Origin of the sequence: Alkalilimnicola sp. S0819 (genome assembly GCF_009295635.1) — a bacterium.
In the GTDB taxonomy this organism is placed as follows: Bacteria; Pseudomonadota; Gammaproteobacteria; order Nitrococcales; family WHIW01; genus S0819.
Map to the genome: position 1 here is coordinate 181,248 of NZ_WHIW01000002.1, position 26,637 is coordinate 207,884.

General features: G+C 67.7%; 24 protein-coding genes. 22 read left to right on the top strand and 2 right to left on the bottom strand.

All coding sequences use genetic code 11. The annotated features are described in order from the left end of the window. Positions 1-19 precede the first annotated feature (19 nt). The 18 genes from leuB to GBG68_RS02530 all read left to right on the top strand — a co-directional run bounded on the left by leuB (position 20) and on the right by GBG68_RS02530 (position 17,595). The gene (leuB, locus tag GBG68_RS02445) at positions 20-1,096 is read left to right on the top strand and encodes a 3-isopropylmalate dehydrogenase (RefSeq protein WP_152144748.1); all 1,077 of its coding nucleotides are present in this window, start codon (positions 20-22) and stop codon (positions 1,094-1,096) included. A gap of 128 nt (positions 1,097-1,224) precedes the next feature. Beyond that, the gene (asd, locus tag GBG68_RS02450) at positions 1,225-2,337 is read left to right on the top strand and encodes an aspartate-semialdehyde dehydrogenase (RefSeq protein ID WP_152144750.1); all 1,113 of its coding nucleotides are present in this window, start codon (positions 1,225-1,227) and stop codon (positions 2,335-2,337) included. 13 nt (positions 2,338-2,350) lie between these two features. Further along, on the top strand, positions 2,351-3,361 hold the full coding sequence (locus tag GBG68_RS02455; RefSeq protein WP_152144752.1) for an aspartate-semialdehyde dehydrogenase: 1,011 nt from the start codon (positions 2,351-2,353) through the stop codon (positions 3,359-3,361). Positions 3,362-3,442: 81 nt separating this feature from the next. Further along, complete coding sequence (locus tag GBG68_RS02460) at positions 3,443-5,935, top strand: FimV/HubP family polar landmark protein (protein ID WP_152144754.1); 2,493 nt, start codon at positions 3,443-3,445, stop codon at positions 5,933-5,935. A 94-nt stretch (positions 5,936-6,029) separates the two neighbouring features. Beyond that, complete coding sequence (locus tag GBG68_RS02465; protein WP_152144755.1) at positions 6,030-6,695, top strand: hypothetical protein; 666 nt, start codon at positions 6,030-6,032, stop codon at positions 6,693-6,695. A 55-nt stretch (positions 6,696-6,750) separates the two neighbouring features. Further along, a complete protein-coding gene (gene truA / locus GBG68_RS02470; RefSeq protein ID WP_152144757.1) occupies positions 6,751-7,533 on the top strand; it encodes a tRNA pseudouridine(38-40) synthase TruA in 783 nt (260 codons plus the stop codon). Between the two features lie 87 nt (positions 7,534-7,620). Then, positions 7,621-8,142 (top strand): DUF5615 family PIN-like protein, encoded by a 522-nt coding sequence (locus GBG68_RS02475; protein ID WP_152144759.1) that lies wholly within the window; start codon positions 7,621-7,623, stop codon positions 8,140-8,142. A 193-nt stretch (positions 8,143-8,335) separates the two neighbouring features. After that, positions 8,336-8,968, top strand: a complete 633-nt coding sequence (locus GBG68_RS02480) for a phosphoribosylanthranilate isomerase (RefSeq protein WP_152144761.1) — start codon at positions 8,336-8,338, stop codon at positions 8,966-8,968. Further along, on the top strand, positions 8,952-10,178 hold the full coding sequence (gene trpB, locus GBG68_RS02485) for a tryptophan synthase subunit beta (RefSeq protein ID WP_152144763.1): 1,227 nt from the start codon (positions 8,952-8,954) through the stop codon (positions 10,176-10,178). The genes GBG68_RS02480 and trpB overlap by 17 nt, the downstream gene beginning before the upstream one ends. Further along, positions 10,175-10,996, top strand: coding sequence for a tryptophan synthase subunit alpha (trpA, locus tag GBG68_RS02490; protein WP_152144765.1), 822 nt, complete (start codon positions 10,175-10,177; stop codon positions 10,994-10,996). Before trpB ends, trpA begins: the two co-directional genes overlap by 4 nt. A 28-nt stretch (positions 10,997-11,024) precedes the next feature. Further along, positions 11,025-11,912: an acetyl-CoA carboxylase, carboxyltransferase subunit beta gene (accD, locus tag GBG68_RS02495; RefSeq protein ID WP_152144767.1), complete on the top strand. Its 888-nt coding sequence runs from the start codon at positions 11,025-11,027 to the stop codon at positions 11,910-11,912. A gap of 6 nt (positions 11,913-11,918) precedes the next feature. Beyond that, positions 11,919-13,280, top strand: coding sequence for a bifunctional tetrahydrofolate synthase/dihydrofolate synthase (gene folC / locus GBG68_RS02500; protein ID WP_152144769.1), 1,362 nt, complete (start codon positions 11,919-11,921; stop codon positions 13,278-13,280). After that, positions 13,277-13,882 (top strand): SPOR domain-containing protein, encoded by a 606-nt coding sequence (locus GBG68_RS02505; protein WP_152144771.1) that lies wholly within the window; start codon positions 13,277-13,279, stop codon positions 13,880-13,882. Before folC ends, GBG68_RS02505 begins: the two co-directional genes overlap by 4 nt. 94 nt (positions 13,883-13,976) lie before the next feature. Then, entirely contained in the window at positions 13,977-14,555 is a 579-nt protein-coding gene (locus GBG68_RS02510) for a CvpA family protein (RefSeq protein WP_152144974.1), read from the top strand. Between the two features lie 29 nt (positions 14,556-14,584). Then, positions 14,585-16,096, top strand: a complete 1,512-nt coding sequence (gene purF, locus GBG68_RS02515) for an amidophosphoribosyltransferase (protein ID WP_152144774.1) — start codon at positions 14,585-14,587, stop codon at positions 16,094-16,096. Between the two features lie 89 nt (positions 16,097-16,185). Next, a complete protein-coding gene (locus GBG68_RS02520; protein ID WP_152144776.1) occupies positions 16,186-16,506 on the top strand; it encodes a DMT family transporter in 321 nt (106 codons plus the stop codon). A gap of 103 nt (positions 16,507-16,609) precedes the next feature. Next, positions 16,610-17,164: a hypothetical protein gene (locus GBG68_RS02525; RefSeq protein WP_152144778.1), complete on the top strand. Its 555-nt coding sequence runs from the start codon at positions 16,610-16,612 to the stop codon at positions 17,162-17,164. Then, on the top strand, positions 17,161-17,595 hold the full coding sequence (locus tag GBG68_RS02530) for a DUF3293 domain-containing protein (protein ID WP_152144780.1): 435 nt from the start codon (positions 17,161-17,163) through the stop codon (positions 17,593-17,595). The genes GBG68_RS02525 and GBG68_RS02530 overlap by 4 nt, the downstream gene beginning before the upstream one ends. 81 nt (positions 17,596-17,676) lie before the next feature. On the opposite strand, the gene nirK is transcribed toward GBG68_RS02530, so the two are convergent. Both nirK and GBG68_RS02540 read right to left on the bottom strand, forming a co-directional pair. After that, positions 17,677-19,071, bottom strand: coding sequence for a copper-containing nitrite reductase (nirK, locus tag GBG68_RS02535; RefSeq protein ID WP_193222186.1), 1,395 nt, complete (start codon positions 19,069-19,071; stop codon positions 17,677-17,679). Between the two features lie 352 nt (positions 19,072-19,423). Next, positions 19,424-20,443 carry a sodium:calcium antiporter gene (locus GBG68_RS02540; RefSeq protein ID WP_152144781.1) on the bottom strand — a complete coding sequence of 340 codons (1,020 nt, stop codon included), beginning with the start codon at positions 20,441-20,443 and terminating at the stop codon, positions 19,424-19,426. A gap of 155 nt (positions 20,444-20,598) precedes the next feature. On the opposite strand from GBG68_RS02540, the gene GBG68_RS02545 reads away from it, so the two are divergent. The 4 genes from GBG68_RS02545 to GBG68_RS02560 all read left to right on the top strand — a co-directional run bounded on the left by GBG68_RS02545 (position 20,599) and on the right by GBG68_RS02560 (position 26,626). Next, positions 20,599-21,699 (top strand): hypothetical protein, encoded by a 1,101-nt coding sequence (locus tag GBG68_RS02545; protein ID WP_226801555.1) that lies wholly within the window; start codon positions 20,599-20,601, stop codon positions 21,697-21,699. 141 nt (positions 21,700-21,840) lie between these two features. Then, the gene (locus GBG68_RS02550) at positions 21,841-23,304 is read left to right on the top strand and encodes a mannose-1-phosphate guanylyltransferase/mannose-6-phosphate isomerase (RefSeq protein WP_152144786.1); all 1,464 of its coding nucleotides are present in this window, start codon (positions 21,841-21,843) and stop codon (positions 23,302-23,304) included. A gap of 22 nt (positions 23,305-23,326) precedes the next feature. Further along, complete coding sequence (locus GBG68_RS02555) at positions 23,327-24,754, top strand: UDP-glucose dehydrogenase family protein (protein ID WP_152144788.1); 1,428 nt, start codon at positions 23,327-23,329, stop codon at positions 24,752-24,754. 87 nt (positions 24,755-24,841) lie between these two features. Then, positions 24,842-26,626, top strand: coding sequence for a GumC family protein (locus GBG68_RS02560; protein WP_152144790.1), 1,785 nt, complete (start codon positions 24,842-24,844; stop codon positions 26,624-26,626). Positions 26,627-26,637 lie beyond the last annotated feature (11 nt).

Genomic DNA, 26,637 nt, shown 5'->3' on the forward strand with positions numbered 1-26,637 from the left:
CCCCTACGGACGTAGCGATATGAGCAAGAAGATACTGGTACTCCCCGGCGACGGCATCGGCCCGGAGATCGTCAACGAGGCGGTGAAGCTGCTGGACGTGCTCAGAAGCCGCCATGGCCTGGACGCCGAGCTCACGCAGGGCCTGCTGGGCGGCTGCGCGGTGGACGCCACCGGCAAGCCCCTGCCCGACGAGACCCTGAGCGCGGCCCGCGAGGCCGACGCCATCCTGCTGGGCGCCGTGGGCGGCCCCCAGTATGACAAGCTGGACCGTCCGCTGCGCCCGGAGCGCGGCCTGCTGGCCATCCGCAGCGAGCTGGAGCTGTTCGGCAATCTGCGCCCGGCCATTCTCTACCCGCAGCTCGCCTCCGCCTCCAGTCTCAAGCCCGAGGTGGTCTCGGGGCTGGACATCATGATCGTGCGCGAGCTCACCGGCGGTATCTACTTCGGTCAGCCCCGGGGTATCGAGCAGGCCGACGGCGAGCGCCGGGGCTACAACACCCTGGCCTACAAGGAATCCGAGATCGAGCGCATCGGCCGGCTCGCCTTCGAGACCGCCCGCAAGCGCGACGGTCGCCTGTGCTCGGTGGACAAGGCCAATGTGCTGGAGGTCTCCGAGCTGTGGCGCGAGGTGATGGAGCGCCTGCACGCCGAGTACCCGGACGTGGAACTCTCCCACATGTACGTGGACAACGCCGCCATGCAGCTGGTGCGCGCGCCCAAGCAATTCGACGTGATGGTCACCACCAATATGTTCGGTGACATCCTCTCCGACTGCGCCGCCATGCTCACCGGCTCCATCGGCATGCTGCCCTCGGCCTCCCTGGATCGCCATTCCAAGGGCATGTACGAGCCGATCCACGGCAGCGCCCCGGACATCGCCGGTCAAGGCCTGGCCAACCCCCTGGCCACCATTCTGTCCGTGGCCATGATGCTGCGCTACTCCCTGGACGAGCCGGCCCTGGCCGATCGGGTCGAGGCGGCCGTGGGCCGGGTACTGGACCAGGGTCTGCGCACCGGCGACATCCACACCGAAGGCACCCGCCGGGTGGGTACCGCCGAAATGGGCGAGGCCGTGATCGCCGCGTTGGCGGAGTAGATGGCGGCGTTTTTCACCACAGAGGCACAGAGCTGCACAGAGAAGACCTTCCTGGGCTTTCACTCTGTGCCTCTGTGGTGAAAACGAGCTCGCAGGATTCAATTTCAACCTTATGATGAGGTGAATCTATGAAACGGATTGGTTTTGTCGGCTGGCGCGGGATGGTCGGCTCGGTGCTCATGCAGCGCATGCGTGAGGAAGGCGACTTCGCCGACATCGAGCCGGTGTTCTTCACCACCTCCCAGGCCGGTCAGCCGGGCCCGGACGTGGGCAAGGACGTGCCGCCGCTGAAGGACGCCAGGGACATCGCGGCCCTGGCCGAAATGGAAGCCATCATCACCTGCCAGGGCGGCGATTACACCGAGGCCGTGTACGCCGACCTGCGCAAGAGCGGCTGGGACGGCTACTGGATCGACGCCGCCTCCACCCTGCGCATGGCCGATGACAGCGTCATCGTGCTGGACCCGGTCAACAAGGACGTGATCAGGAACGCCCTGTCCGCCGGCACCAAGGCCTATGTGGGCGGCAACTGCACGGTCAGCCTGATGCTCATGGCCATCGGCGGGCTGTTCCAACATGATCTGGTGGAATGGATCAGCCCCATGACCTACCAGGCCGCCTCCGGCGCCGGCGCGCAGAACATGCGCGAACTGGTCGCGCAGATGGGTTATCTGCACCAGGTCGGCGAGAAGCTGCTGGCCGATCCCTCCAGCGCCATTCTGGACCTGGATCGGCTGATTTCCGGCGCCATGACCGGCCAGGATTACCCCGCCGAGCACTTCGGCGTGCCGCTGGCCGGCAGCCTGATCCCCTGGATCGACAAGAAGCTGGAGTCCGGCCAGAGTCGGGAAGAGTGGAAGGCCGGGGTGGAAACCAACAAGATCCTCGGCCGCGGTTCCAACCCGGTGCCCATCGATGGGCTGTGCGTGCGCATCGGCGCCATGCGCTCCCATGCCCAGGCGCTGACCATCAAGCTGAAGAAGGACGCCCCGCTGGACGAGCTGACGCAGATGCTCGACGAGGCCAACGACTGGGTCAGCGTGGTTCCCAACGAGCCCGAGGCCAGCAAGCGGGACCTGACCCCCGCGGCGGTCACCGGCACCCTGAAGACCCCGGTGGGCCGGCTGCGCAAGCTGGCCATGGGGCCGGAGTACCTGTCCGCCTTCACCGTGGGCGATCAGCTGCTCTGGGGCGCGGCGGAGCCGCTGCGGCGGATGCTGCGCATCCTCCAGGAAGGCTGAGGCCGAGAGGTCCATGACGACTATGGCGGACGTTGATATTGCCGTAGTCGACGCCGGCGGCGCTGTCGGGGAGCTCATCATCGAGCTGCTCGAACAGCGCCGTTTTCCTGTGCGTCGGCTCCATGCCCTCAGCGAATCCCAGGCCGGCGAAGTGCTGCGTTTCGCGGGCAAGCGCATCACGGTCAGAGACCCGGCCGACTTTGACGTCGACCAGGTCCAGGGTGTGTTGCTCGGCGATGCGACCGGCGCGACCGCGGCCCTGGCCGAGCGTGCCCGGGCCGCGGGCTGCTGGGTGGTGGACGCCACCGCCCATGGGCGTGCGGCGGGTGCCGCCTTGCAGGTGCCTGGCGTCAATGCGCCCGGCGCGGAGCAGCGCTACCGTGCCTGCCCCAATCCGGCGGCGGTGGCGCTGATCCACGCCCTCGCTCCCATTGCCCGACTGGCGGGCCTGGAGCGGGTGCATGTGGCGACCTACCAGGCAGTCTCCGGCGCAGGCCGGGCCGGGGTGGAGGAGCTCGCCAGCCAGACGGCGCGCCTGCTCAATGCCCAGCCGCTGCAGACCCGTGTGTTCGAGCGCCAGATTGCCTTCAATTGCCTGGCGCGCATCGGCGAGCTGGACGCGCAGGGGGTGAGCGCCGAGGAGGCCGCCATCCTGGCCGATACCCGCGCGGTGCTGGAACTGCCCGAGCTGGCGCTCTCGGTGAGCGCGGTGCAGGTGCCGGTGTTCTTCGGCCACGGGCTGGTGGTGCACCTGCAGACCCGAGAGGCGGTGAGCCTCGGCGCGGTGCGCGAGGCGCTGGCCGCCGAGCCGGCGCTGGAGCTGGTGGAAGGGCAGGGGGGCGCGGATTACCCGACGGCGGTTGGCGAAGCTGCGAACCAGGACCCGGTTTTCATCGGCCGCCTCCGCGAGGATACGGCACAGGCGCGGAGTTTGAATTTCTGGGTCGTGGCGGATAATGTTCGTAGGAGCGCCGCTCTGAACAGTCTACTGATAGCAGAGCAGCTTGCCCGCGTTTCGGCCTGAGCGCCGCGCGGTGGGGGAGCAAAACAGAAGAACCATAACACGGTGGTGACGGCCGCCGACCCTTTGCGATAGGAATACACCATGCGACGCAAACTGACCCTCGCTTCCGCTGTCCTGGGTCTTGCCCTCCATGTGCCCGCCTGGGCACTCGGCCTGGGACAGCTGGAACAGCGCTCGGCGCTCAATGAGCCGCTGTCGGCACGCATACCTCTGACCTCGGTATCGCTGGACGAGCGGGAAACCATGACCGTGAGCCTCGCTTCCGCCGAGGCCTATCGCCGTGCCGGGGTAGAGCGGCCCTTCTTCCTCGCCAGTCTCGACTTCGAGGTGGTGGACGCCGATGGCGCCCAGCCTTACATCCGCGTGAGCACCCAGCGCCCGGTGCGTGAGCCCTTCCTGAACTTCCTGCTGGAGGTGAGCTGGAACAGCGGGCGCATGGTGCGCCAGTACACGCTGCTGCTGGACCCACCGGTCTACAGCGAACGCCGCCAGACGCCCGCCGCCGCGACCACGCCGGCGCGCGGCAGCGCCAGCCGCGCCGCTCAGCCCGCCACCACCCGGGCACCCGCCGCTTCTGATACCGGCAGTACCCGCGCCGCCGCCAATCGTAACCGCCGTGTGGCCGAAGTGCCCGCCGATGAGGGCGGCGAATACCGGGTACAGAGCAACGACACCCTCTGGGGCATCGCCCGGGACGTGCGCCCGAATGATTCGGTGAGCGTGCACCAGACCATGGTGGCCCTGTTCGAAGAGAACCCCCGGGCCTTCATCAACCAGGACATGAACCGCCTGCGCCGCGGCGCGATATTGCGTGTGCCCTCCGCCGAGCGCATCGCCGTGGGACGCGAACAGGCCCAGCAGGTGGTGAGTGAGCACGTTTCCCGCTGGCGGGCCAGCCAGCAGCAGAACGCGGCAGCCAGCGGCGCTGAGCGCGACGGCGGCCCGAGCGGCCAGAGCCAGGCGAGTGCACCGGGCCAGGCGCGACTGGAGATCATCGCCCCGCAGGCCGACGAGCGCGCGCGCGGCGATGCCGGCCTGCTGGATCAGGCCTTGGCTCCCAACGAGGACAACCTGCGTCGCCTGCAGAACCAACTGGGCCTGGCTCAGGAGCAGAGCGCCAGTCTGGAGTCCGAGAACAGCGAGCTGGAATCGCAGGTCAGCGCTCTGCGTACCGAAGTTGCGCGACTGGAGCGGCTGGTCGAGTTGCAGATGGCCCAGGGCGTGGGTCAGCCGGGGTCTTCAGTGAGCGCGGAAGGCGCGGCCGACCCGGTTGCGGAGGCATCCGCCAGCACGCCGGCCGAGCCCGCCGCGGAACAGGAACAGCCGGTGGCCGGCACGGAGCCTGGCGAAGCCGAGCAGGCTCCGCCGCAGACGGCGGCCACCCAGCCGGCCGCGCAGCCCGCGCCGCCCGAACAACCTGCCGCCCCGCCGAGCATCTGGCAGGACACCCGCATCATGGGCATTCTGGGCGCGGCCATCGTGGCGCTCCTGGGCCTGGCGTTCATGGTGCTGCGCCGTCGTCGCGACGACGGCGAGGACAGCGGCGTGGTGGAGCTGGGCGAGATTCACCGGGAGGAAGCACCTCAGGCCCAGCCTCAGGCGGCCGCCGAGCAGGCGCAAGCCGGCAGCGACGACGAGGGCGATGTGCTCGACGGGCTGGAAGTGTATCTGGCCTACGGTCGTTACGAGCAGGCCCGGGAGGCGCTGGAAGGCGCCATGCAGGCGGAACCCGCGCGCACCGATCTGCGCGTCAAGCTGCTGGAGACGCTGGCCCTGATGGACGACCGGGGCGCTTTCGAGGCCCAGGCCCAGGCCCTGTACGGGATGCTGGGCGATGCCTCCCATGGGGAGTGGCAGAAGGTTGCGGAAATGGGCCGCGCCATCGCCCCCGAGAACCCGCTGTTCGCCGATGACAGCATCGAGGACGATCAGCCGCTGGTTTCCGAGGAACTCGCGGAGCCTTTGTTCGAGCAAGACGATACCGGTCTGGGTGCCGAGGCGGCACCGGCGGAGGAAAGCCTCGAGTCGCTGGACGAATCCTTCCTGGCGTCGCCGGCCGAGCCGGTGGCTGAAGAGCCCGCCCCAGCGGCCGAAGCCAGCCCGGAGGCCGAGGCAGCCACGAACGACAGCGGGCTGGGGGATCTGGAATTCGATCTGAGCGGTTTCGGCGATGAAGCCGGCGAGACTGCAGTGAATGCCGAGCCGGCAGCCGAGGCGCAAGCGCCATCGGCGGCCGAGGACGCGGCGGCCGACAGCTTCGAGCTGGATTTCGATCTGGGCACCGGCGGCGAGGCGGCTGCCCAGTCGCCCGCCGGGAGCAACGCCGGGGAAGCCGTCGAGGAATCCGCTCCGGCCGACGCCGAAGCGGGTGAGGCCAGCTTCGAATCCGCCCTGGGTGGCGAGGACGACACGGCCTTCCCCAGCGGCGACGAGATGCAGACCAAGCTGGACCTGGCCCAGGCCTATCTGGACATGGGCGATGCGGACGGCGCGAAGGAGCTGCTCACCGAGGTGCTGGACGAGGCCGAAGGCGAGCATAAACAGCGGGCCCAGGCCATGCTGGAGCAGGTCTGAGGAAAGGCCGAGGCCGCGCCGTGGAAGCTTCCACGGCGCTTGAACATGGACACCGGGGCTTGCCCCGGTGTCTTGCCTTGGAGCAGTGCGGCGCGTGATACACCCGGTCATCAGGATCGCCCTGCTGGGCACGGCGGCGGCAGGCCTGGCCGCCGCCGACTGGCCGGCGCTCGCCCTGGGGGCGGCGTTGCTGATCACCTTGTATGCCGGGCGCCGTTTCGCCGGCCTGGGCCAGGCCATGGCCATGGCTCGCCGCCTGCGCATCTTTTATCTCACCATTGCCCTGGTGTACCTGTGGTTCACGCCGGGTGAGCCGCTGTGGGCCGCTCTGGGCCCGGTCTCGCCCAGCCGGGCGGGGCTTTGGCTGGCGCTGGAGCGGGTGGGCGCCTTGTTGCTGTTGGTGGCGGCGGTGCAGCTGCTGTTGCAGAGCACGACCCGGGGAGCATTGCTGGCGGCGATCCGCTGGTGGGCCCGACCGCTGGTGGTGTTTGGCCTGGAGCCCCAGCGCCTGGCCTTGCGACTGGTGCTGGTCCTCGATAGCCTGCCGCGACTGCGCGAACTGGTGCCTCGGCCAAGCATGCCCGCCGGCGCCCCGCGCCTGAGTGCCGTGGCCGACTACGCCGCCGACACAGTCGCCCGGGTGCTGGATGAGGCCGAGCACGCGCCCCTGCCCCGGGTGGACGTGCCCGAATCCGCCCCCCCGGCCTGCTGGCAGTGGTCCTTGCCGCTGCTGTTGGGGGCTGCCCTGTGGTATTTGTGAGCGCCTTGGCACGGAACATCCCGGCTCCGAGCTGGCCCAAAGGACCCTGAATCCCGTGACCCGCATCGCCCTGGGCATCGAATACGACGGCAGTGATTTTCGCGGCTGGCAGCGCCAGAAGGATGCGCGCTCCGTGCAGGAATGCCTGGAAGCGGCGGTTTCCCGCGTCGCCGATCAGCCGGTGGAGCTGGTCTGTGCGGGGCGCACCGATGCCGGCGTGCACGCCACCGCCCAGATCGTTCATTTCGACACCGCGGCCCACCGCTCGGAGCAGTCCTGGGTGCTCGGCTGCAACGCCAATCTGCCCAAGACCATCAGCGTGCGCTGGGCAAAGGGGGTGGACGAGAGCTTCCATGCCCGCTTCTCCGCCCGCGCCCGGGCCTATCGGTACGTTATCTACATGGGCCGCGCGCGTCCGGCCCTGCTGCGTCACCAGGTCAGCTGGACTCACAAGGCACTGGATGCCGAGCGCATGCAGGAGGCGGCCCGCCCGCTGCTCGGCGAGCATGACTTTTCCTCTTTCCGCGCCGTGGCCTGCCAGGCGAAGCACCCGGTGCGCACCTTGCAGCGGCTGGACGTGTGGCGGGCGGGGGATTTCATCTATCTGGACGTGCAGGCCAACGCCTTTCTGCATCATATGGTGCGCAATCTGGCCGGCACCCTGATGGCCATAGGCTGTGGCGATCAGCCGGTGGGCTGGGCCGGCGACGTACTGGCGGCGCGGGATCGCTGTGCCGCCGGTATCACCGCCCCGGCGCAAGGGCTGTATCTGGTGCGGGTCGATTATCCGCCGAGATACGCCATGCCCGGCGCCGGGCGGCTGCCGGTCTTTTCCTGATCCCCTCCTGGCGGGACGCGCGTGGCGCTTCCCACGCGGCGTTGCCCGGCGTCCGGAATTATTCCGCCCTGTCATGGTCTTGAGAAGATGGCCCATGGCGCTCTGCGCCTATGGCCTCATGGCGTGCTGGTACTGAGCGGAAGAGGGCGCGTGGACACGGGTAGCCCGAGACGTTTGCTGTGCGATGAAATGCACCTGCGGCTCTGTCGCTGGTTGCGTGCGGCAGGCTATGACACCGCGCAACCGGAACCGGGCGCCATGGATCGCGACATCATGCATCAGGCACAGGCCGAGGGCCGGGTGCTGATCACCGCCGATCGCGGCTTTTTGCAACGCTCGGGGGCGGATGAGCAGGTGTTCTTTCTCGGCCATGGCAGCCTCGATGAACAGGCAAGGCGGCTGCGCGGGGAGCTCGGAATCGACTGGCTGCGCGCGCCTTTCAGCCGTTGCATGCTCTGCAATCATCCGCTGGAGCAGGCGGACGAGGCGGACAAGCGCATTTGCCCACCCTGCGACAAGCTCTACTGGGAGGGCAGCCACGTGCGACGCATGCGTGTCTCTTTGCGTTGCTGGGCGGGTTCGGCCGTGAAGGCTCCTCTCGACCACTGACAAACCCCGCACCAGGGCAAATCCGGACGGGGTCTTCGGGGGGAGGCACCCAGGCCTTCGCGGCCCGGGCGGCGCTCCCACACGCTGAGCTTGGCCGGGCGCATCCCGTGCCGGTTTCCACCGGGGTTTTTTGCCAGTCCGCGGGGCGCGGGTTAGGATTGCGCCTCTGACGAGCCAATGCGCGGTAGGCCCCTTGCACAGCCGGATCAAGATCTGCGGATTCACCCGCCCCGAGGACGTGGCCCAGGCCGCGCGCCTGGGCGTGGATGCGGTGGGGCTGGTGTTCGCCGAGGGCAGCAGCCGCCAGCTGGATCTGGCCCAGGCCCGCGCGGTGGCGGCGGCGGTTCCCGCCTTCGTGAGCGTGGTGGCGTTGTTCCTGGACCAGGAGGCCGATCTGGTGCGCCGAGTGCTGGCGCAACTGCCCGTGGAGATCCTCCAGTTCCATGGCCAGGAAGCACCGGAATACTGCCGTAGCTTCGGCCGGCGCTACATCAAGGCCGTGCCCATGGCCGGAGACGCCGCGGGGGATTGCCGGGCCTACGCCGCCCGCTACCCGGATGCCACCGGCCTGCTGTTGGACAGCCATGCCGGCGGGGCGCTGGGCGGTACCGGCGAGGCCTTCGACTGGGGGCGTATTCCCGCCGACCTGGGGCGCCCGCTGATACTCGCCGGCGGTCTGGGTCCGGACAATGTGGCCGCGGCCCTGCGCCAGGTGCGCCCCTACGCCGTGGACGTGAGCAGCGGCGTTGAATCGGCCAAAGGCATCAAGGACGCCGCCCGGATGGCGGCCTTCATCGACGAGGTACGACGTGTCCAGAGCGACTGAGCAGGACCGCATCGATTTCAGCCAGTTCCCCGATACCAGGGGGCACTTCGGCCGCTACGGCGGCCAGTTCGTGGGCGAGACCCTGATGGCTCCCCTGGAGGAACTGCGCGAGGCCTACGAGCGTTATCGCAACGACCCGGATTTCATCGCCGAGTTCGATCATGATCTGCGTTACTACGTGGGCCGCCCCAGCCCGCTGTACTACGCCCGTCGCTGGAGCGAGCGCCTGGGCGGGGCGAAGATCTACCTCAAGCGCGAGGACCTGAACCACACCGGCGCCCACAAGGTGAACAACACCGTGGGTCAGGCCCTGCTGGCCAAGCGCATGGGCAAGACGCGGGTGATCGCCGAGACCGGCGCCGGCCAGCACGGCGTCGCCACCGCCACCGTGGCCGCCCGGCTGGGCCTGGAATGCGTGGTGTACATGGGCAGCGAGGACATCCAGCGCCAGGCGCCCAACGTGTTCCGCATGCGCCTGCTGGGCGCCAAGGTGGTGCCGGTCAGCTCCGGCTCCCAGACCTTGAAGGACGCCATGAACGAGGCCCTGCGCGACTGGGTCACCCATGTGGACGATACCTTCTACATCATCGGCACCGTCGCCGGTCCGCACCCGTATCCGCTCATGGTGCGGGATTTCCAGGCCATCATCGGTCGCGAGGCGCGCGCCCAGATCCTGGAAGCCGAAGGCCGCCTGCCCGACGCGCTGGTGGCCTGCATCGGTGGCGGCTCCAACGCCATTGGCCTGTTCCACGATTTTCTGGACGACCCCGACGTCGCGCTCTACGGCGTGGAAGCCGGGGGCGAGGGTATCGAGACCGGGCGTCATGCCGCGCCGCTGGCCGCCGGACGTCCCGGTGTGCTGCACGGCAACCGCACCTACCTCATGGAGACCGATTCCGGTCAAATCGTCGGCACCCATTCCGTGTCCGCGGGGCTGGACTACCCGGGCGTTGGCCCCGAGCATGCCTGGTTGAAGGATGTGGGGCGCGCGACCTACACCGACGCCACCGATGCCGAGGCACTGGCGGCCTTCCATGATCTGTGCCGCTGCGAAGGCATCATCCCCGCGCTGGAGAGCAGCCACGCGCTGGCCTATGCCGGCAAGTTGGCCGTGGAGCTGGGGCCGGAGAAGATCATCATCGTCAACCTTTCCGGGCGTGGCGACAAGGATATCAACACCGTGGCGGCCCGGGAGGGCATCGAGCTATGAGCCGTATCGCCAAGCGATTCGCCGAATTGCGCGCCCAGGGGCGCAAGGCATTGATCCCGTACTTCACCGCCGGAGACCCGGACCCCAGCCAGACGGTGCCCCTGATGCACACCCTGGTGGCGGCCGGCGCCGACCTGATCGAGCTGGGCGTACCCTTTTCCGACCCCATGAGCGACGGCCCGGTGATTCAGGCCGCCTGCGAGCGGGCACTGACCCACGATGTGAAACTCACCGACATCTTCGCGATGGTGCGCGAGTTTCGCCAGACCGATCCGGACACCCCGGTGGTGCTGATGGGCTACCTGAACCCGCTGGAAGTGATGGGGTATCGTCGTTTCGCCGAACTGGCCGCCGAGGCCGGTGTGGATGGCGTGCTCACCGTGGACCTGCCGCCGGAGGAAGCCGCGGAGCTGACCGAGCCCATGGCCGAGCTGGGCCTGGACCCGATCTTCCTGGTGGCGCCCACCACCACCCGCGCGCGCCTGGAGAAGATCTGCGGCGTTGCCCGGGGTTTCGTGTACTACGTTTCCCTGAAGGGCGTGACCGGCTCGGCGAGCCTGGACGTGGCCGCCGTGGCGGAGCGGGTGGAAGCCATCCGCGAATACAGCGACCTGCCCGTGGGCGTGGGTTTCGGTATTGGCGATGCGGAGTCCGCGGCACGGGTCGCGGCGGTGTCCGATGCGGTGGTGGTAGGCTCCGCCCTCGTCCGGCGCATTGCCGAATACGGTGCCGAGCCAGAGCGCATGCGTGCGGTGGTGGGCGAATTGCTGGGCGGCATGCGTGCCGCCATGGATCAGAGCAGCAGGGCCACGGCCTGAGGTCGGGCCCGGTAGGGAAGACGAGCGTATGAGTTGGTTTCAGAAATTGATGCCCTCGCGGATTCGCACCGAGGGCGGCAAGGGCGATGGGCGCGGTGTGCCGGAAGGCCTGTGGACCAAGTGCCAGGGCTGCCAGGCGGTGCTCTACCGCCCGGAGCTGGAACGCAGTCTGGAGGTTTGCCCGAAGTGCGGCCAGCACCACCGCATCGGTGCCCGCCGTCGACTGGAAATGTTCCTGGACGAGCAGTCTCGCAGCGAGATCGGCGCCCAGGTACAGCCGGTGGACCATCTCAAATTCCGCGACAGCAAGAAGTACAAGGACCGCCTGGCCCAGGCTCAGAAGAGCACCGGAGAGCGGGACGCCCTGATCGCCATGCGTGGCACCCTCAAGGGCATGCCCCTTACCGCGGCAGCCTTCGAGTTCCGCTTCATGGGCGGCTCCATGGGCTCCGTGGTGGGCGAGCGTTTCGTGCGCGCCGCCCAGATCTCGCTGGACGAGCGGATACCCCTGGTGTGTTTCTCCGCCAGCGGCGGGGCGCGCATGCAGGAAGCGCTGTTCTCGCTGATGCAGATGGCCAAGACCAGCGCGGCGCTGGCGCGACTGCGCGAGGCCGGCGTGCCCTTTATCTCGGTGCTCACTGATCCGACCATGGGCGGTGTGTCGGCGAGCCTCGCCATGCTGGGCGATCTGAACGTGGCCGAGCCCGGCGCGCTGATCGGCTTCGCCGGGCCGCGGGTGATCGAGCAGACCGTGCGGGAGACCCTGCCGGAAGGCTTCCAGCGCAGCGAATTCCTGCTGGAGCACGGCGCGGTGGACCTGATCGTGGATCGCCGGGAAATGCGCGATCGGCTCGCCCGGGTGCTGGCCATGCTGACCGCCCAGCCCAGTCCGGAGACCCAGCGGCTGGGAGCCTGAGCGGCCATGCGCCACACCACCCTGGAGGCCTGGCTGAACTGGCAGCAGGGCCTTCATGTCGCCGCCATTGAGCTGGGCCTGGAGCGGGTGCGGGAAGTTGCCCGCCGGCTGGATCTGCTCCGGCCCGCCTGCCCGGTGATCACCGTGGCGGGCACCAACGGCAAGGGCTCCACTGTGGCCTTGCTGGAGGCCATCTACGGTGCCGCCGGCCACCGGGTCGGCAGCTATACCTCACCGCACCTGCTGCGCTACAACGAGCGCATTCGCCTGAACGGGCGCGAGGCCTCGGACGAGGAGTTGATGGCGGCCTTCGACGCCATAGACCGCGCCCGCGGCGATATCAGCCTGACCTACTTTGAATTCGGCACCCTGGCGGCCCTGTGGTGCTTCGCCCGCGCGGAGCCGGACCTGATTCTGCTGGAAGTGGGCCTGGGCGGGCGCCTGGATGCGGTGAACATCGTCGATGCCGATGTGGCGGTGATCAGTTCCATCGGGCTGGACCACACCGACTGGCTGGGGGCGGACCGGGAGAGCATAGGCAGGGAGAAGGCGGGGATTGCCAGAGCGGGGCGGCCGCTGATCTGCGCCGACCCGGAACCGCCGGCAAGCCTGGCCGCCACGGCCCGGCAGGCAGGGGCGAGGCTTTATCGGATCGGCGAGGATTTTCAGGTGGAGATCGCCGCCATGAGCCGTGCTGACAATGCGGCGGCTCCCTGCAGGAGCGGCACCCGGCCGCGATCCCTCTCGTCGCACTCCCCCTCGCGCTGGCACTGGCGTTTTGGCACGCACCAGCACGACAACCTGCCCCCGCCCGCGTTGCCCGGGCCCTGGCAAATCCACAACGCCGCCGCGGCCCTGTGCGCGGTTCAGTTGCTCGCCGAACGCTTGCCGGTGAATCGCGCGGCGCTGGAGCAGGGCCTGCGCGGCGCGCTCCTCAGGGGCCGTTTCCAGCGCTTGCCCGGCCCGGTGGAGTGGATCCTGGACGTGGCTCATAATCAGGACGGCGCGGGCAATCTGGCGCAGTTGCTAGCCGCGCAGGCGCCGGCCGATGGCGGGCGCACCTTGGCGGTTTGCGCGGCCATGGCGCGCAAGGACGCCCAAGGGCTGATCGCACCGCTGCGCGGGCGGATCGATGCCTGGTATCTACTGGCGCTGCCGGACCCGGAGGCGCGCAAGCCGCAGGAGCTGGCTACGATCATCGAAGGGCTGGCCGCTGGGCCGGTCGCCGCTCGCGGCGCCGCCCCCGACTTGCTGGCACAGGCGCAGGCGGACGCGCGGCCTGGAGACCGGATAGTGGTTTTCGGCTCCTTTCGCAGCGTGGAAGAGGCGCTGCGTTGGCATGGCGACAGGCAAAGGGGGGTGGCATGAGTTCACAGCTCAAGCAGCGACTGGTTGGCGCGGTAGTGCTGGTGGCCCTGGGGGTCATTTTCATACCCATGTTGCTTACCGGCCCGAAGCCCGGGGGGCGCGTGCACATGCCCGTCGATATACCACCCAAGCCATCGGTCGCGGACGTCCCCCCCCTGCCGCGGCGCGGCGCGGCGGCGCTGGAGGCCGACACGGGCCTGCAGCCCATTCGCCGCGGACCACAGCCGGTTTACGGCAGCGAGGCCCGGCGCGCCCCCGAGGCGGATCGCAGTGAGCCGGTGCCGCGGGTCTCCACGGACCCGGCGGAGACGAATGCCCCCCAGGCCCCGTCCAGGCCCGATGCGCAATCCACCGCCCACTCCGGGGTGCAGTCCTGGGCGGTACAGGTGCATGCCTTCAGCAAGCGTGGCAACGCCGTGGCGCTGCGCGACAAGCTGCGTGAGGCGGGTTACACCGTGTATGTGGATTCCGTGGACCGCCGCACCGGCACCCTCTATCGCGTGCGCCTGGGGCCGGTGATCGACCGCGACGAGGCCGAGCGGCTGGCGGAACGCCTGCAGGCCAAACAGGGCTTCAAGGGCATGGTGGTGTCCCGCCCCTGATGACATCGGGCAATGTCAATTCGGTGGTCAGTTTGTTACCATCAGCGGCCCTGATCGCAGCGCTGCCGACGGCGGCTGGAAGCGCGTCCTGGTGATGACTATCGTTGATCTGGTGATCCTCGGGATCCTGGCCCTGTCGGCGCTGATCAGCCTGCTGCGCGGCTTCGTGCGCGAAGTGATGTCCGTGATCGTCTGGGTTGCCGCCGTCTGGATCGGCGTGCGTTTCGCCGGCTCCCTCTCCGTTTACCTGGTCGACTACATTGCCTCCCCGAGCCTGCGCATGGGCGTGGCCTTCGTGGTCCTGTTCGTCGCCACCCTGCTGCTGGGCGCGCTGATCAATCATTTGGCCAGCCAGCTCGTGAGCAAGACCGGGCTGAGCGGCACGGACCGTATGCTGGGCGTGGTCTTCGGTGTGCTGCGCGGAGTGCTGGTGGTGGGCGTGCTGGTGCTGTTGGCGGGCCTGACGGCCTTGCCCCAGGAGGGCTGGTGGCGTGATTCCCGGCTGATCGGCCACCTGCAGCGCGGCGTATGCGCGGTGGCGGTGAGCGAGCTGTTCGCGGGTCTGATGGTTTACTCGCCTGTGCTGGACGGCCAGGCAATGGCGGCGGGGCGGCCCGCCGCCTCCTATTGGTCGGACTTCTGTGCGGCAGCGGAACGACCGCCGGGTTCCTAGCTTTTAGAGCGCTCAAGACAAGAGGGTTTATGTGCGGCATTATCGGCATGGTGGGCAAGAGCCCGGTCAACCAGGCGCTCTATGACGCCCTGACCGTCATCCAGCATCGCGGCCAGGACGCGGCCGGGATCATGACCTACGACCAGGGACAACTGTTCCTGCGCAAGGACAACGGCCTGGTGCGGGATGTGTTCCGTACCCGGCACATGCTGCAGCTGCGGGGCAATATGGGCATCGGCCATGTGCGCTACCCCACCGCCGGCTGCTCCAGCTCCGCCGAGGCCCAGCCTTTCTACGTCAACTCCCCCTACGGCATCAGCCTGGCGCACAACGGCAATCTCACCAACGGCGAGCAGTTGAAGGGCGAGATCTACCGCGAGGATCTGCGCCACATCAACACCAGCTCCGACTCGGAGGTGCTGCTCAACGTCTTCGCCCACGAGCTGCAGGCCCAGGGCAAGCTGCGCATCGGCCCCGAGGATGTGTTCGCCGCCGTTACCGCCGTGCACAAGCGCGCCCGGGGTGCCTATGCGGCGGTGGCCATGATCAACGGTTACGGCATTCTCGGCTTCCGCGACGCCTACGGCATCCGCCCGCTGTGCTTCGGCAAACGCGAGACGGAGGCCGGGGCGGAGTACATGCTCGCGTCGGAGAGCGTGGCGCTGGATGTGCTGGGCTTCAAGCTGGTGCGCGACGTGGCGCCCGGCGAGGCGGTGTTCATCGATATGGACGGGCAGCTGCACACCCGCCAGTGCGTGGACAAGCCGGTCTACGCGCCCTGCATCTTCGAGTTCGTCTATCTGGCCCGCCCCGATTCCATGATCGATGATGTGGCGGTGCACAAGGCGCGGCTGCGCATGGGCGAGAAGCTGGCGGCCAAGGTGCTGCGCGAGTGGCCCGATCATGATATCGACGTGGTCATTCCCATTCCCGATACCAGCCGCACCGTGGCTCTGGAAATGTCCTACAAGCTGGGCGTGACCTTCCGCGAAGGGTTCATGAAGAACCGCTATATCGGCCGCACCTTCATCATGCCGGGGCAAACCCAGCGCAAGAAGTCCGTGCGCCAGAAGCTCAACCCGGTGGAGCTGGAATTCCGCGGCAAGAACGTGATGCTGGTGGACGATTCCATTGTCCGCGGCACCACCTCGCAGCAGATTATCCAGATGGCCCGGGACGTGGGCGCCAAAAAGGTGTACTTCGCCTCGGCGGCGCCGCCGGTGCGCTACCCCAATGTCTACGGCATCGATATGCCGGCCGCCCAGGAGCTGATCGCACACAACCGTAGCGAGCAGGAGATCTGTGAGGCCATAGGCGCGGACCGGCTGGTGTTTCAGGAGCTGGATGACCTGGTGGCGGCGGTGCGTCGCGGCAACAAGGAGCTGGAGCAGCTGGACTGCTCCTGTTTCACCGGCGAGTACATCACCGGCGATGTCAGCACCGAGTATCTGTCGGAGCTGGAGGCGCAGCGCTCGGAAGAGAGCAAGCAGGCCCGGGATGCCAATGAAGCCGCCACCATGGGGCTGCATAACCACGAGTGAGCCGCGGCCGGCGTGGCGCGGCGCCCGGGGACGACCCCGGTGCGCGACATGAGGTTTCGGGGACGGCCCCGGCTGTTCGGGGAATCGCGATGTCCTGGTTGATGCTTTCCGTGGCGGGTTTGCTGGAAATTGTCTGGGCGCTGGGGCTCAAGCTCTCCGCCGGTTTCACCCGGCCCTGGATCGTGCTGATGACTCTGCTGGCCATGGTGGCGAGCTTTGCGCTGTTGGGGCTGGCCATGCGCCAGTTGCCGGTGGGGACGGCCTATGCGGTGTGGACCGGCATAGGCGCGCTGGGCACGGCGCTGGCGGGTATGCTCTGGCTGGGGGATGCGACCAGCCCGGGGCGGGTGATTTCCCTGCTGCTGATCTTCATCGGCATCATCGGCTTGAAGCTCAGCAGCAGCGCTTGAGCGGGCGCCGGACGATCGCCACGACAGGGTTTGTCGTGGGCTCTGTCAATCTCTTGGCCAGGAGGCGGTTCGCGCCTACCGGGTAGTGACTGTGAGGGAGTTCATGATCCGTCGTTTGTTGTACCGCTGGACAGCCCGCTTGCGCTGCCGCCTGATCACGGTGGACGGCGAGCCGTACATGGAACGCTACTTCGTCGGCAAGCCCTTCGGCATCACCGTGTACCTGCACCGCTTCGTGCAGGGCGACGGTGACAGGCACGTGCATGATCACCCCTGGACCTGGTCACTGGGCTGGGTGCTGGCCGGGGGTTATGAAGAAGAGCGCCTGACCGGTTTCGACCCGGTCCGGGGGTGGCACCAGAAGGTGCGCCGAGTGCGCTGGTGGCGGCCGAATTTCATCGGTCGTCGCACCTTTCACCGCATCACCGAGCCGCATCCGGAGACCTGGACGCTGTTCCTGCACGGCCGCAAGGTGAAGGGCTGGGGTTTTCTGGGCCCGGCCGAGGAGCTGTTGCCGGGCAAGCAGGGGGTGATATACCACCAGCCGCTCAATGTGGCCGCCAGCGATGGCTGGCGAGAGACCGGCCCGCTGGGGGCCGAGGCGGGTCGCGCGCCCCTGGACCACGGCCGCAGCGGGGCGCTGCGGAGCGGCGCATGAGGCCCCCGGCCGATCCGCCCGCGGCGCTGCGGCAGGCCTATGCCGAGGCCTGGTACCGGGTGGACGCGGCGCCTACGCCTTTTCGACTGCAACCGGGCCAGCCCTGTGCGGCGCTGCACGCCCTGTATCGTGAACGCGGCGCGAAGTGTGCCTTGTTCATCAGCGCCTGCAACCCCTTCAGCCGTCTGTGCAGCGAGCAGGTCAATGCGGCTGCCCAGCAGCGCCTGCGTGCCGTACTGAAGCAGGAGAGCGATTGTGTGCTGGAGGCGGTGGGCGGCGATCCGGCCGGCGAGTGGCCGGACGAGCCCGCGTTTCTGGCCCTGGGGCTGGCGCGAGAGCGCGGCCTTGCCCTGGGGCGCGCCTTCGATCAGTACGCCGTGCTCTGGGCTGGCGCCGATGCGGTTCCCTGGCTGAGCTGGTGTTTTCCTTGATCAGCGCCTCCTCACGATCGCGAAGAAGCAAACAAAAAGGCCCGGCGAATGCCCGGGCCTTTTTTCCGGGAGCCGCCGGCCTTAGTGGCCGGAGTCGGGGTCGTAGGCCTCTTCGGTGTCGAACACTTCCGGGTCGGCCTTGCCGTTGACCTGCAGGAAGCCCACCAGGCCCTTCTCCAGCCGGGAGAGGGCGTGGTCCACCAGCAGGTAGCGGCCCGGGTAGTCCACTTCGAACTCCACCATGGTCGCGCCACCCGGGGCCACCAGCGTGGTCTGCACGTCGGTCAGCGGCGGGCTGGTCAGCGAGGCCTGGTCGTAGACCTTGTCGAAGATCTCGCCGATGACGTGGAAGCTGGAGACCAGGTTGGGTCCGCCCACACCGAAGAAGATGCGCACGTTCTCACCCACGTTGGCTTCCATGTTGTGGGTCTTGGTCAGGGCGTCCATGGAACCGTTGAAGGTCAGGTGCTCCGGCCGCTCGTCCAGCATCTTGTCCAGCGAGAACTCCTGATGGCCGCGGGTGCCGTGACGCTCGGCGGTGTAGAGCTCGCCCTGCATCACGTAGAACTCCCGATCCACCTTGCTCAGGCCGCCTTCCGGCTCCACCAGGATCATCCCGTACATGCCATTGGAAATGTGCTGGGCGACCATGGGGGTGGCGCAGTGGTACACGTACAGCCCGGGCGCCATCGCCTTGAAGCTGAAGCTCTTGCTCTGGCCCGGGGCCGCCTGGGTGTAGGTGGCGCCGCCGCCGGGGCCGGTGACCGCATGGAAGTCCACGGAGTGGATATGGTTGCTGTCCTCGGCGTTGGCCAGGTTTACCTTCACCGTGTCACCCACGCGCACCCGCACGAAGGGGCCGGGCACCGTGTTGTTGAAGGTCCAGTAGGTGTAGGTGCTGCCGTCGGCCAGCTTGCCCACCACCTCGGTGGTCTCCAGGTTCAGGGTGAGGGTCTTGGGCCCGCGGTTACCCACCGGTTCGCCCACTTCCGTCGGGTCCTTGGAGATGTCCAGCGCGTCGCTCTCGACTTCTTCCTGGGGCTCGCCGACGATCAGCTTGCCGAACATGCCGGCGGCCTTGTGACCGGGCAGGGTGCACAGATACTCGAACACACCGTCCTTGCTGGCGCGGAAGGAGATGGCCGTGGCCGAGCCCTTGCCACCGATGTCGTCGGAGTCGGCGCCGAATTCCGGCACGGCCACGTCGTGGATGGCGCCGTCGCCATTGATCAGGTTGATCTGTACCACGGCGCCGGACGGCACGCGCAGATCAGGATTCACCTGATCCTTGATCTCGCCCTTGTCGCCGATGAACACCAGTTTCCCTTCGGAGATCGCGGTGCGCAGGGTGAAGGTGACATCCGGGGTGATGTCGGAGGGCGAGGGGTGCTTGGCCACCGCCGGTGTCGCCACCAGCGCCGCCAACAGAAGGGCGACTATCAAGCCGCCCAGGGTGAGTCGGGCATGGGTTTTCATGGTTTTCGTCTCCACTAACGAGGGTTTCAAGCCGTCGGGGACAAAAGTAGTGCATGATCGCAATGTTTAACTTGATCCAGCTCAAGAGAGGGTGCGGGTTTATCCGCTGGGTCGAAGATAAAGAAAACGCCCTCCAAGGAGGGCGTTGAGGGCTTGGAGGAGCAAGCCGAAATGAAACCAATGGAACAAAAGATAGCGCGGCTTTAGATCTTTGGCCTTGATTCAGATCAAGGCGCGGCGGACGGTCCCGGCGCGGTGGGAACGCCCGGCACGTTCCCCCGGTAACGGTGCCCCAGCCGCCGTGCCCCTGTCGCGGGGCGAGTGCCGGTTCATGCCTTTCGCTCCTCGCGAGTCAGTAGCGCAGATTGATCAGCACCATGGCCAAGGCGTAGGCGATCAGGATCACGACGCTCTCCAGCCCGATATTGCCCGGCCCCCGGCGCTGTCGATACAGCAAGCCCAGCAGCACGACCGCCGTCATGAACAGTGTCAGCGCGATCAGCGTCCGGTCCGGGGCGTCGACATGCTGATAAATCGGCCCCTCGCGGTAGGCGACATCCGCCACGCCCACCATTAGCGTATCGAAGGTGTTGCCACCGATGATTCCGCCCACCGCCAGGGTCAGCGCGCCGCGCCGTACCGCCGCCACCGAGGTGATCAGTTCCGGCAAGGAGGTGCCCACGCCCACCACCATGGCGCCCACGGCTGTCTCCGCCAGCCCCAGGTGGTGTATCAGCGCTTGCCCGGACTCTCCCAGGAGCCAACCCGACCCGGCTACCACCGCACCGGTGGACAGCAGCCCCAGTGCCAGGGAGAGGCCGCTTCTAGGGGGGTGGTTTTCCGCTCGCAGGTCCAGCCGGGTTTCATGGGTGATGCGCGGTTGCCACATGGGTTGCTGGTGGCCGGCACCCACCAGGCGCATGCCCAGCGCGTAGGCCAGCAGCAACAGCGGTGTGACCGGGTGGATACTCCACAGGCTCATGGGCGGGGCGAGGGTGGCGACCAGGATCAGGCTGAGGATCAACAACAGCACGGTCGCGGAGAGGAGATTGGGCAGGGATGCGGCGGCGTGCTCCAGGTTCACCCGCCGCAGCGTGACGTCGGCGACCGCAAGGAAAGCGGTCTGAGCGGCGATGCCACCCACGGCGGTGGAGACCGCCAGCGACGCGTAGCCTTGAGCCGCCGCCGACGTGACGGCGGTGATGTCGGCCAGCGAGGTGACTGCGCCGAGCAGGGTGGCGCCTATCAAAGCCTCGCCCGCGCCGGTGCGGTCCGCGACCTCGTCGGCGATGGCCACCAGCCGGGTGCCCGCCGCGGTGATGCAGACCACGGCCAGCCCCAGCGCGAGCCAGCTGACTTCCAGCGACCACATGGCTAGGGAGGCACTGATCGATGTCCGGGGACAGCGGCGACGGCGCGGCGCCCCGCGGCTCCGTTGCCGCCCTTGCCGGGGGCTGCGGCCATTGGCCGCGGGCCTCCTGGTGTAGCATGGGACGGCATCCGGTGGTCGTCGTGGGGGAGGGCGCGGTGAGAACGATTCTGTGGCTTGCGCTGCTGGCCTCCATGCTGATCGTGACGGCCTGGGAGCCCATGCCGGTGGAGGAGCGCCTGGTACGCATCCGCGCCGAGGAGGCCGTGCCCCACTTCCCGGGTCTGGCCGAAGAGCCCCTGGAGGTGCAGGCCGTTTTGGTCGATTACGCCCGGGACCCTCTGCTGTTGCTGCAGGCCCGGGCGGCACTGTTGCGCCACCCCGAGATGGCCAGGGCGATACTGGCGCGGTATGGGCCGGAGCCGGAGTTTCATCGGGTTCTGCGTGATCATGGCCCCGCCGTCCTGCTGCCGATCGAGTATTTCATTCGCAACGATGTGGGTTCGGTGGCGGCCTTGAACCAGCTCCTCGATCGCTACGAGGCCCTGAAGTGGGCCGCGACGAACTGGTGGGACGGCACCGGCGATCAGCCGATGCCGGCGGCCACCCCGCTCGGCCCCGCGCAGCGCGGCTGGGTTGCGGTGAACTTCATCGCCGCGCAGGGGCATGATTTTCTCGGCCAGTTTCTCATGGGTGCCCGGGGCGAAGTCCAATGGATCCAGACCGAGCGGGTGCTTGAGGGCACCACGGCGTTCTTCAGTAGCGGCATCAGGGGGCTGGAGGTCAGGGCGCTGCGCGGTGAGCAACTGCGCGCGGAGGATCTGGGCTGGGCCGCGGTGGATGCGCTGGTGGTGATGAGCGCGGTGAAAGTGCTTCGATTGGGCCGGGCGGCGGCCGGGGTCGGGACGGCGGCGCGCTCCGGTCGCGCCGCCGGCTACGGCAGCCGCTTGCTGCAGGCCGGGCGTTACGGCCTGCAGGGCATGCGTTATGCCAAATGGCCCGCGGCGATTGGCGTGGCCTATCTGGTGCTCAACCATCCAGCGCTCATCAATGATGCGCTGGCGGGTCTGGCGCGTGCGGCAGGCTGGCCGCCGTGGCTGGTGCAGATTGCGGGGTGGACCCTGTTGTTGCTGCCCATGCTTTACCTGCTCTCGATACTTTTCCGCCTGCTTGCCGGGCCGCTTGCCTGGTTGCTCGGCCGGGGGGCGGGTGTGCTGCGCCGTTATCGTTGGCGAGCCAGGCCTTCGGACGGCGCGTAGCGATTCCCCGCCAGCCACACCCTTCGCACTTGGAACTTGCCCCCGCAGACCACACAACGACCTCGGGGTCGCTATTAGCTGCTCTCAGCGCAACGAGGCATTGCAAGCGAAGAACAGGCCTGGTCTGGCTCAGGGGGGAAGATGTTGATTCCGGTGATTCTTTGTGGTGGTTCCGGCACCCGGCTGTGGCCCTTGTCCCGGCAGTTGTATCCCAAACAGTTTCTTCAATTGAACGGCGCCGGCAGCCTGCTTCAGCAGACGCTGGAGCGCTTGCGGACAGTGCCCGATCATGGTCCCTGCATCGTGGTCTGCAACGAAGCGCACCGTTTCCTGGTGGCTGAACAGCTACAGGCCTGCGGCGAGGAGGAGGCGCTGATCCTGCTCGAGGAGCAGGGCCGGAACACGGCACCGGCGGTGGCGCTGGCCGCCCTGCTGATCCGCGAACAGTACGGCGATGAGACCGGCATGCTGGTGCTGCCCTCGGATCATCTGTTCCGCCGTCCTCAGGCCTTCGCCGAGAGCGTAGCCCAGGCCTATGCCGCCGTGCAGGATCAGCTTCTCACCTTCGGGGTGCCGCCCACGCGTCCCGAAACCGGCTATGGCTACATCCGTGCCGAGGCCGCGGCCGGCGCACAGGGGCCGCGCCCGGTGCTGGAGTTCGCCGAGAAACCTGACCTGGAGCGGGCGGAACGTTTTCTGGCCGCTGGCGACTACTACTGGAACAGCGGCATGTTCCTGTTCCGGGCCGGGGTCTACCGGGCCGAGCTGCACCACCACGCACCGGCCATCGCGGAAGCCTGCGAGGCGGCGTACACCGGAATGGTTCATGACGGGCGTTTCCGCCGTCCGGGCGCGGAAGCCTTCGCCCGTTGCCCGGCCGATTCCATCGACTACGCGGTCATGGAGAAAACCGACCGTGCCGTCATGTTGCCGCTGGATGCGGGCTGGAGCGATATCGGTTGCTGGCGGGCCCTGCACGAGGCGCTGCCCAGGGACGGCCAGGGCAATGTCCTGCAGGGTGACGTGCTCAGCGAGGACACGCGCAACTGCTACATACGCTCCGAGCATCGGCTGGTGGTGAGCCTGGGGCTGGATGATCACGTGATCGTCGAGACCGCGGACGCGGTGCTGGTGGCGCACCGGGATCGGGTGCAGGACATACGCGGCGTGGTGGACGGCTTGCGGAAAAAGGGCCGGGAAGAACCCCTGGTGCATCGCCAGGTGCACCGCCCCTGGGGTGGCTACGAAACCCTGGTCAGCTCCCAGCGCTTCCAGGTCAAGCGCCTGACCGTGGCGCCCGGTGCCTCCCTTTCTCTGCAGATGCACCATCACCGCGCCGAGCACTGGACGGTGGTCCGGGGCACGGCGCGGGTGTGGCGGGGCGAAGAGGAGTTCCTGCTCTCCGAGGACCAATCCGTCTACATACCCATAGGCGCCTTGCACCGCTTGGAGAACCCGGGCCGCATTCCGCTGGAACTGGTGGAGGTGCAGACCGGCGCCTATCTCGGCGAGGACGACATCGTGCGCTTCGAGGACAGTTACGGGCGCATACCCCTGCCAGCCGGCGCCCCGGCGGCGGGTGCCGCCTCCGGGGCCGTGTCCTGACAATTCTTACAAGGAGGTTTCCATGAACATCACCATTTTTGGCAGCGGTTATGTGGGGCTGGTGACCGGCGCCTGTTTCGCCGAGGTGGGGAATCATGTGCTGTGCGTCGACGTAGACGAGGCCAAGGTCGATGCGCTCAACCGTGGCGAAGTCCCCATTTACGAGCCCGGCCTGGGCGAGTTGCTGGCGGACAATCGCGCGGCCGGCCGGCTGCGCTTCACCACCGACCCGGCCGCGGGTGTCGCCCATGGCGCGGTGATCATGATCGCCGTGGGGACTCCGGCCGACGAGGACGGTTCCGCGGATCTCAGCCATGTGCTCAAGGTGGCGCGGGGCATCGCCGAGCACATGGACGGCTACCGCCTGGTGGTGAACAAGTCCACCGTGCCGGTGGGCACCGCGGACCGGGTACGCGCCGTTATGGCCGAGACCCTGGCTCGGCGAGGGCTGCGCGGCGAATACGACGTGGTTTCAAACCCGGAATTTCTCAAGGAAGGTGCCGCGGTCAACGATTTCATGAAGCCCGATCGCATCGTGGTGGGCGCCGACTCCGAGCGCGCGGCGCAGATGCTGCGCTCGCTCTACGCACCCTTCAACCGCAACCACGACCGGCTCATGGTCATGGATGTGCGCTCGGCGGAGCTCACCAAGTATGCCGCCAACGCCATGCTGGCCACCAAGATCAGCTTCATGAACGAACTGGCCAACCTGGCCGAGCGGCTGCAGGCCGATATCGAACAGGTACGGGTGGGGATAGGCGCCGACCCGCGTATTGGCTACGCCTTCATCTACCCCGGCTGCGGCTACGGCGGTTCCTGTTTCCCCAAGGATGTGAACGCATTGACCCGCTCGGCCCGGGGCGTGGGGTATCGGCCGCGTCTGCTGGAAGCGGTCACTCGGGTGAACGATCGGCAGAAGAACAGTCTTTTCGAGAAGATCCATCGGCATTTCGACGGCGAGCTGCGCGGGCGCTGCATCGCGCTGTGGGGGCTGTCCTTCAAGCCCAACACCGATGATCTGCGCGAGGCGCCCAGCCGCAGGCTCATGGAATCCCTCTGGGCGGCCGGCGCCTCCGTGCGTGCCCACGATCCCCAGGGCATGAAGGAGGCGCGCCGCATCTATGGCGAACGCCCCGATCTAGTGCTGGCCGGTAGCCCGGAGCAGGCCCTGGAGGGGGCGGACGCCCTGGCGGTGCTCACCGAATGGAATGTGTATCGCAGCCCCGACCTTGAGGGCATGCGTCGGCGGCTGCGCGCACCGCTGGTGTTCGACGGCCGCAACCTCTACGACCCGCGGGACATGGCCGCTTATGGCTTCATCTATTACGCGGTAGGGCGGCCGTCGCTGCCGCCGCTGGAGCTGGAACCCGAGGAGCGGGTCCCGCCGGGGGCGCCCCAGTCCGCGCCTGGCAGCCTGGATCAAGTGGTGGCGGGGCCTGGCGCAATGTAACCGGGCCGCGTTTGCAGCAAGTGGCATCCCGGGCCTCAAGCATGGGGCCCGGGCGCCTGGAAAGGTGTGAGGGAGACAGGAAAGGTCATGGCAGCCAGGGAAGAAATGGAACTGCGCGATTATCTGCGGGTGCTGCGGCGGCGCAAGGGGGCACTGGCTCTGGGTCTGTTCACCATAGTGGCGTTGACGGTGGCGTTGGTGGTGCTGATGCCGAAAAGCTACCGTTCCACCGCGACCATACAGATCGAGCGGCGCGCGATCCCGGCGGAGTGGGTCTCCGGCCCCTCGTTGGGTTATCTCAGTGAGCGACTGCACGTGCTCAGTCAGCGCATCAAGAGCGAAGAGAATCTTCGCGCCATCGCCGAAAGATACGCCGTGTTCCCCCCGGGATCGAACTGGCAGACGAGTGGCGACTGGCTCAAGTCCATGCGGAAAGCCATCACTGTCGAGAAGGTGGACATCGAGGTGACCGACCCGCAGCGCGGACGGGTGATGCTGGTCACCGTCGCCTTCGATGTGTCCTTCGACGGGCGCACGCCGGAAGTGGCGCAGCAGGTTTCCCAGGAGCTCGCATCCCTGTACCTGCAGGACAACCAGATGCGCCAATCCGAGACCGCCGCGGTGGTGGGTTTTCTGGAAGAGCAGTCCGAGCGCCTGGGGGCGCGCATGGATCAGCTGGAGCAAACCATTTCGGAGTTCAAGAGCACGCATCTGCAGAGCCTGCCGGAGCTGACGCCGGTCAATCGCAGCCTGTATGACCGGGCCATGGCGGACGTGGCCACCACGCGGGAGACCATCCGCAACCTGGAGCAGCGGCGCATCGCCCTGAGCACCCGGCTCGCCGGCCTCTCGCCCCAGGTCGACATCTACTCCGAGGATGGTCGCCGGGTGTCCACCGCCGGCGAACGGCTGCGCCTGTTGCGCAGCCAGTACGCTCGGGCTCGGGCCATGTACAGCGAGACTCATCCGGACGTGCTGCGCCTGAAGAGCGAAATCCAGGCCCTGGACGGAGCCGCCCGCGGTGGCGGTGGCGCCCTGTCCGGCGAACTGGCCCGCTTGCGGCTGGAACTGGAGCGGCTGCGCGACACCCGCTCCGCCGAACACCCGGACGTGATTGCCCTGCAACGACAAATCCGGGGAATGGAATCGCAATTCGCCGGCGGTGGTGGCGTTGGGGGGGCGGAGGAATCCCCGGTCAACAATCCCGCCTACATCGCCGTGCGCGGTGAGCTGGATGCCGTTGAAGCGGATTTGCGCACCCAACGCAGCAAGCTCGACGGCCTGGTCGCCTCCATGGATGACTACGAGCGACGCCTGTTCGCCTCACCGGGGGTCGAGAAGGAGTACCAGGCGCTGCTGCGCCAGCGGGACAGCCTCAATGAACGTTACCGCGAAGTGAGTGACCGTCTGCTGGGCGCGCAGATGACCATGCAGCTGGAAGGCGAGCAGGTGGGCGAGCGCCTGCACCTGGTGCGCGCAGCCAATCTGCCCAGCAAGCCCCGCAACCCCACCCCCATGGCGATCATGCTGTTCGGCATCGTGTTGGGCATGGGTGGCGGTGTTGGCGCGGCCGCCTTCAGCGAGTATTGGGATCGCGGGGTGCGGGGCCGCGATGGCGTGCGATCGGTCTTGAAACAACCGCCGCTAATCATCATGCCCTATGTAGACAACCGCAAGGACCGACAGCGAAAAAGCCGCCGCCGCTATCTGCGGGCGATTCTGATCGTGGTGGCGGGTCTGTTGTTGGTGGCCTTCCTGCACCAGCGTGGCCCAAGTCTTCTGGGGCTCGATACATCCGAGCGGGGCGCGCCCGCGTCCTTCCTGCCGGGCTGGTGGCCACAAGCCAGCGAACCTGATGCGGCGGAACAATAAGCCTGGCGTGG

What these genes read in the sequence shown, in the direction of transcription:
- leuB (WP_152144748.1), top strand. Translation starts at nt 20, where the DNA reads ATGAGCAAGAAGATACTGGTACTCCCCGGCGACGGCATCGGCCCGGAG.
- asd (WP_152144750.1), top strand. Translation starts at nt 1,225, where the DNA reads ATGAAACGGATTGGTTTTGTCGGCTGGCGCGGGATGGTCGGCTCGGTG.
- GBG68_RS02455 (WP_152144752.1), top strand. Translation starts at nt 2,351, where the DNA reads ATGACGACTATGGCGGACGTTGATATTGCCGTAGTCGACGCCGGCGGC.
- GBG68_RS02460 (WP_152144754.1), top strand. Translation starts at nt 3,443, where the DNA reads ATGCGACGCAAACTGACCCTCGCTTCCGCTGTCCTGGGTCTTGCCCTC.
- GBG68_RS02475 (WP_152144759.1), top strand. Translation starts at nt 7,621, where the DNA reads ATGGCCCATGGCGCTCTGCGCCTATGGCCTCATGGCGTGCTGGTACTG.
- trpA (WP_152144765.1), top strand. Translation starts at nt 10,175, where the DNA reads ATGAGCCGTATCGCCAAGCGATTCGCCGAATTGCGCGCCCAGGGGCGC.
- accD (WP_152144767.1), top strand. Translation starts at nt 11,025, where the DNA reads ATGAGTTGGTTTCAGAAATTGATGCCCTCGCGGATTCGCACCGAGGGC.
- folC (WP_152144769.1), top strand. Translation starts at nt 11,919, where the DNA reads ATGCGCCACACCACCCTGGAGGCCTGGCTGAACTGGCAGCAGGGCCTT.
- GBG68_RS02505 (WP_152144771.1), top strand. Translation starts at nt 13,277, where the DNA reads ATGAGTTCACAGCTCAAGCAGCGACTGGTTGGCGCGGTAGTGCTGGTG.
- GBG68_RS02510 (WP_152144974.1), top strand. Translation starts at nt 13,977, where the DNA reads ATGACTATCGTTGATCTGGTGATCCTCGGGATCCTGGCCCTGTCGGCG.
- purF (WP_152144774.1), top strand. Translation starts at nt 14,585, where the DNA reads ATGTGCGGCATTATCGGCATGGTGGGCAAGAGCCCGGTCAACCAGGCG.
- GBG68_RS02520 (WP_152144776.1), top strand. Translation starts at nt 16,186, where the DNA reads ATGTCCTGGTTGATGCTTTCCGTGGCGGGTTTGCTGGAAATTGTCTGG.
- GBG68_RS02525 (WP_152144778.1), top strand. Translation starts at nt 16,610, where the DNA reads ATGATCCGTCGTTTGTTGTACCGCTGGACAGCCCGCTTGCGCTGCCGC.
- GBG68_RS02530 (WP_152144780.1), top strand. Translation starts at nt 17,161, where the DNA reads ATGAGGCCCCCGGCCGATCCGCCCGCGGCGCTGCGGCAGGCCTATGCC.
- nirK (WP_193222186.1), bottom strand. Translation starts at nt 19,071, where the DNA reads ATGAAAACCCATGCCCGACTCACCCTGGGCGGCTTGATAGTCGCCCTT.
- GBG68_RS02540 (WP_152144781.1), bottom strand. Translation starts at nt 20,443, where the DNA reads ATGTGGTCGCTGGAAGTCAGCTGGCTCGCGCTGGGGCTGGCCGTGGTC.
- GBG68_RS02550 (WP_152144786.1), top strand. Translation starts at nt 21,841, where the DNA reads ATGTTGATTCCGGTGATTCTTTGTGGTGGTTCCGGCACCCGGCTGTGG.
- GBG68_RS02555 (WP_152144788.1), top strand. Translation starts at nt 23,327, where the DNA reads ATGAACATCACCATTTTTGGCAGCGGTTATGTGGGGCTGGTGACCGGC.
- GBG68_RS02560 (WP_152144790.1), top strand. Translation starts at nt 24,842, where the DNA reads ATGGCAGCCAGGGAAGAAATGGAACTGCGCGATTATCTGCGGGTGCTG.